The 5,445-nt window shown below is 67.8% G+C and carries 5 protein-coding genes; 3 read left to right on the top strand and 2 right to left on the bottom strand.

Annotated features, from left to right (window positions below):
* Positions 1-393: LysR family transcriptional regulator (locus GXB81_RS30240; protein ID WP_205991131.1), on the bottom strand; the 393-nt coding region annotated here is incomplete at its 3' end.
* 236 nt (positions 394-629) lie between these two features.
* Between GXB81_RS30240 and GXB81_RS30235 the strand changes: the two genes are divergently transcribed.
* The 3 genes from GXB81_RS30235 to GXB81_RS30225 all read left to right on the top strand — a co-directional run bounded on the left by GXB81_RS30235 (position 630) and on the right by GXB81_RS30225 (position 3,834).
* Positions 630-1,829: an amino acid aminotransferase gene (locus GXB81_RS30235; protein WP_167041750.1), complete on the top strand. Its 1,200-nt coding sequence runs from the start codon at positions 630-632 to the stop codon at positions 1,827-1,829.
* Positions 1,830-1,958: 129 nt separating this feature from the next.
* A complete protein-coding gene (locus GXB81_RS30230; RefSeq protein WP_205991130.1) occupies positions 1,959-2,750 on the top strand; it encodes a class II aldolase/adducin family protein in 792 nt (263 codons plus the stop codon).
* Positions 2,751-2,850: 100 nt separating this feature from the next.
* A complete protein-coding gene (locus GXB81_RS30225; RefSeq protein ID WP_167041756.1) occupies positions 2,851-3,834 on the top strand; it encodes a 2-dehydropantoate 2-reductase in 984 nt (327 codons plus the stop codon).
* 113 nt (positions 3,835-3,947) lie between these two features.
* On the opposite strand, the gene GXB81_RS30220 is transcribed toward GXB81_RS30225, so the two are convergent.
* Positions 3,948-5,445, bottom strand: a 1,498-nt coding sequence (locus tag GXB81_RS30220; protein WP_205991129.1) for an AI-2E family transporter, incomplete at its 5' end; no start/stop codon positions are given.

Here is a 5,445-nt window from a genome sequence, read left to right as displayed (position 1 = left end):
GTCGCAGATGCGCACGACGACCTTCGGCTTGTTGCGCGCATAGTCGGCGATCGCCGCGGGCAGCGCGGTGGCCGCGATCACGAGCGGCGCGCCCACGCGCACGATGCCGGCCGCGCGGTTGCGGATGTCGTCGGCGGATTGCGCGGCCGCCTGTACGTGGCGCAGCACCGATTCGGCCGAGGCGAGGAAATCCTGTCCCGCGCTCGACAGCGCGACGCGCCGCGTCGTGCGATCGAACAGCCGGAAGCCGAGTTCGGTTTCGAGTTCGGCCAGCAACTGGCTGACCGCCGAGGCAGTCAGCCCGAGCCGGGCCGCCGCCGCGCCGATGCTGTGAAGATCGACGATGGCGAGAAACGCTTCGAACTGGCGGATCGTGACACGGGTAAGAGGCATAGGGCCGATTCTAAAGAAAAACTTACGAATCGTGAAAAATCGCTTGATTGTGCCGCGCGCGCCGAGGGCCGATACTCGTGCAAATCGACGTCGTCGGGCAAACCCGCTTAGACTTGAGGTTTGCCTGGTCGTCCGCGGCCGCGCCCGACGTCGCCGAAACCGCTCGGCCGAGGTGCGCGGCCCCGGTGTCGCGGCCGCTACCCTTGGCCTTTCGAGGCCGCCTTCAAGGACTTGCCATGTTTGACCACATTCCCGCCTATCCCGGCGACCCGATTCTGAGCCTGAACGAAGACTTTCAGCTGGACCCCAGGCCGAACAAGGTCAACCTGAGCATCGGCATCTATTTCGACGACGCCGGCAAGCTGCCCGTCATCGACGCGGTGCGCCGCGCCGAAACCGCGCTGCTCGACGCGATCGGCCCGCGCTCGTATCTGCCGATGGCGGGTCTGCCGCTCTATCGCGACACCGCCCAGGCGCTCGTGTTCGGCGCGAACCACGCGGCGCGCGAGGCGGGCCGCATCGCCACCCTGCAGACGCTCGGCGGCTCGGGCGCGCTCAAGGTCGGTGCCGATTTCCTCAAGCGCTATTTCCCGGGCTCGCAGATGTGGATCAGCGACCCGAGCTGGGAAAACCATCGCGTCGTGTTCGAGGCGGCGGGGCTCACGGTCAACACCTATCCGTACTACGACCCGCAAACGGGCGGCCTGCGTTTCGCCGAGATGCTCGCCGCGATCGATACGCTGCCCGAAAAGAGCGTCGTGCTGCTGCATGCGTGCTGCCATAACCCGACCGGTGTCGATCTGAGCCCGGCGCAATGGGCCGAACTGGTGCCGGTATTGCAGCGCCGCAAGCTGATCGCGTTCGTCGACATGGCCTACCAGGGTTTCGGCGCGGGCCTTGAGGAAGACGCCGCCTGCGTGCGTCTGCTCGCCGACGCGGACGTGCCGCTGATCGTCGCCAATTCGTTCTCGAAGAACTTCTCGTTGTACGGCGAACGCTGCGGCGCCTTGAGCGTCGTGTGCCGGAGCGCCGACGAAGCCGCGCGCGTGCTCGGCCAACTGATGGCGGCGGTGCGCGCGAACTACAGCAATCCGCCGACGCACGGCGCGCGCCTCGTCGCCAACGTGCTTGCCGATGCGCAACTGCGCGCCTCGTGGGAAGCCGAACTCGGCGCGATGCGCGAGCGGATTCTGGCGATGCGCAACACGATCTACGCGGGCCTCGAAGGCCGTGTGGACGACGTAATGCGCACGCGCTACGTCGCGCAACGCGGCATGTTCACGTACACAGGGCTGTCCGAAAGCCAGGTCGAGCGCCTGCGTAACGAATACGCAGTGTACGTGCTGCGCTCGGGACGCATGTGCGTCGCGGGCCTCAACGCGCGCAACGCCGAGTACGTGGCCTCGTCGATCGCAGCGGTGGTGTCGGGCGCCTGAGTCCGGCATCGAGCGCGGCGGTATGCCGCGCATGACGGCGGCGAATGGCGGCAGGTATCGACGGGCGGCGCCGCGGCATAACATGGCATGGCATGACGCAGCGCCGCCACGACAATCATGGAGACACGAATGACGACCCTCGAAACCCGGCCGGCGAGCGTAGCGCCATCCGCCGCCCTGCATCCCGACGAATGGCAGGCGCGCGTGCAGCTCGCCGCGTGCTATCGCATCTTCGACATGCTCGGCTGGACCGAGATGATCTACAACCACATTACGTTGCGCGTGCCGGCGAGCGTCGCCGGCAACGAGCGCCACTTCCTCATCAACCCGTTCGGGCTGCACTACAGCGAAGTGACCGCGCGCAATCTCGTGAAAATCGATGCGCACGGCCGCGTGCTCGACGGCTCGCCGCATCCGGTCAACCCGGCCGGCTTTGTCGTGCATGCGGCGATTCACGAAGGCATTCCCGAGGCGCACTGCGTGATGCACACGCATACGACAGCGGGTGTCGCCGTGGCCTGTCTCGAAGACGGCTTGCAGCAGACCAACTTCTATAGCGTACAACTGCACGAGCGCATTGCGTACCACGACTTCGAGGGCATTACGATTCATGCGGAAGAGGGGCCGCGTCTGCTCGAACATATCGGCAACCGCCAGGCGGTGATCCTGCGCAATCACGGCCTGCTTGCATGGGGCCACACGTTGCCGCAGACCTTCGCGATACTGTGGACGCTCAACCGCGCGTGCGAAATCCAGATGGCGACGTTTGCGATGGGCCGCGCGCGGCCGGTGCCCGAGGACGTGGCGGCCCGCTGCTCGCGCGATGCGCTGCAGTTCGACCCGCGCCACGGCGCGGGGCAGGACGTGTTCGATGCGCTGGTGCGGCGCGTCGATCGCATCGACGCGAGCTACCGGCAGTGAGCGCGTGATGGGCGCATGAGGAGCACATGACCCGTTCGAAGCCTCAACGCGGCAAGCAGGTCAAGAAACCCAGTCAGGAATCCACGCAAGGATTGAAGCGATGAAAGTAGCGATCTATGGCGCCGGCGCGATCGGCGGCTGGATGGGCGTGAAGCTCGCACAGGCCGGCCACGCGGTGAGCGTGGTGGCGCGCGGCGCGACGCTCGACGCATTGCGCCAGCACGGGCTGCGTCTGGTCGAAGGCGGCGTCGTGTTCGCCGAACAGGTCGAGGCGAGCGAGAATCCCGCCAGCCTCGGCGTGCAGGAACTCGTCGTGATCGCGGTGAAGGGACCGGCGATGGCGGCGGTGGCCGCGCGGATCGCGCCGCTGCTCGGCCCCGGCACGATCGTGCTGACGGCGATGAACGGTGTGCCGTGGTGGTTCTGCGACGGGCTCGGCGGCGGCTTCGCGCGGCAGCGCCTGACGTCGATCGACCCGGACGGCGCAATCGCGGCGGCGATTCCCGGCGCGCGGACGGTCGGCTGTGTCGTGCATGCGAGCTGCCTCGTCGATGCGCCCGGCGTGATCCGCCATCACCAGGGCAACGGGCTGATCGTCGGCGAGGCGTCGGGGCAGCCGAGCGAGCGCGTCGAACAGCTCGCGGCGCTGCTGAGGGCGGCCGGCTTCGATGCGTCGATGTCGGCGCAGATCCAGCGCGACGTCTGGTACAAGCTGTGGGGCAACATGACGATGAACCCGGTCAGCGCGCTCACGGGCGCGACGACGGACCGGATTCTCGGCGACGAACTCGTGCGCGGCTTCGTCACGCAGATCATGCTCGAAGCGAAGGAGATCGGCGCGCGCTTCGGCATTCCGATCGAGCAGGCGCCCGACGATCGTCACGCGATCACGCTGAAGCTCGGCGCGATGAAAACCTCGATGCTGCAGGACGTGCAGGCGGGCAAGGCGGTCGAACTCGACGCGCTGGTCGGAGCGGTACGCGAACTCGGGCAACTGACGCAGGTGCCGACGCCGTATACCGACGTGCTGCTCGGGCTCGCGCGTTTGCAGGCGAGCACGTTGGGTTTGTATCCGAAGCAGTGAGGCGGTGAGGTAGTCAGGGTTCGAGGCGCGCAGACTCGAACCCTCGAGCGCGGTCTTGCCTGAAAACCGCGCGGTTTTTCATGCGGACTCGCCGCAATGAGTCCGCGCGCGCGTTACTCGGCCCCAGCCGTATGCACCGACGGCCGCATCGGCAGTTCGCCCGTCGCGGCGTGGCATTCCTCGATCATCGCCCGAAACGTGGGCGACGCCGGCAGGGCGCTGGCCGTTTCCAGTTCCGCGCCATTACGTTCCGCCGGCTCGCTGATGCCGACGCCCACCACGAGCGTCGCGCGCGGCCGCCATTCGCGCGTGCGCCGCAGCATGTTGCGCAGATACGGCGGCGACTCGGGCGCATCGAGCGACACGATGCAGATGATCGACGCGTCCTTGTAGCTCGGCTCGTCGGCGTGAGCGCTGCGATAGCCGGAGTGCGTCGCCATCATCGGCGCGAAGCCCTGGCGGCCGAGCAGTTGCACCGCGATCGCGGTCGTCACTTCGTCGAACGCGCCGCGTCCGGGCACGCACAGCACCGCCGTTTTCGTCGCGTCCCGCGACTCGGGCGTTTGCGCCGGCACATGATCGCCGCGGTGCCCGGCCGCTTCCTGCGGCGCGCTGGCGAGCAGCGTGCCGCCCATCTCGGTGGCGTGGGTGGCGCGGGCCGCATCGGTGCGCGCGAGCGTGTCCGGCAAGCCATCGGCGACTTCGAGGTTCTCGACGATATCGACGAGCGCGTCGTTGATCCGCTGCAACTGGTCCGGCATCAGCACGCCGCGCAGCGCATCGTTGCGCGCGAGCCGCAAGCCTTCGAGCGCGACCTTGTCGTAGTAGTCGATCAGCGACATCTCGCGCAGCAACCGCTCGGCCTGCACGATCGCCTCGTGCGGATCGTCGGCGAGCAGGCGCTGGTAGAAATTCTGCGCGGGCGTCAGCGCGGGCTGATCGCCGAGCAGCACGGTGAGGAAGTGGAGGCGGTCGGCATAGCGCCCGAGCGTGACGACGCACAGCGTGAGCGGCGTCGACAGCACGAGGCCGATCGGCCCCCACAGCCAGCTCCAGAAGATCGCCGCGACCACCACCGCGAGCGGCGAGAGTCCCGAGCGATGGCCGTACAGCAGCGGCTCGGCAATCTGCCCGGCCACCACGTCGACGACGATGAACAGGATCAGCGTATAGACGGCCATCGTCCATTGCGGCTGGATCGCGGCCGCGAGAAACACGGCGAGGATCGCCGCGATCCAGATGCCGATATACGGCACGAAGCGCAGCAGCGCGGCAATCACGCCGAACAGCAGCGCACCCGGCACGCCGATGATCGCCAGCCCGATCGCGATCACGCTGCCGGTGCTGAGGTTCACGCCGAGCTGCGCGACGAAGTAGCGGGACAGGCGGCCGGCGGCGTCGTTGATCGCCGTGGTCGTGCGGTGCAGGTCGCGCGAGCCGAACAGGCTGATGAGCCGGTCGCGCAGGTCCTCGCGCTGCAAAAGAATGAAGATCGTCACGACCAGCACGATGAAGGTCGTCTCGATCGGCGCGATGGCCGGCGACAGCGCGCGCTGCGCAAGCTGGATCGGCGTCGGCGCGGGCTCGTGCACCTCGACCGGCTGCGGCACA

Origin of the sequence: Paraburkholderia sp. Ac-20336 (assembly GCF_017105025.1) — a bacterium.
GTDB lineage: Bacteria > Pseudomonadota > Gammaproteobacteria > Burkholderiales > Burkholderiaceae > Paraburkholderia.
Note: the sequence above shows the minus strand (reverse complement) of the source record. Positions and strands in the feature narration are given on the sequence as shown.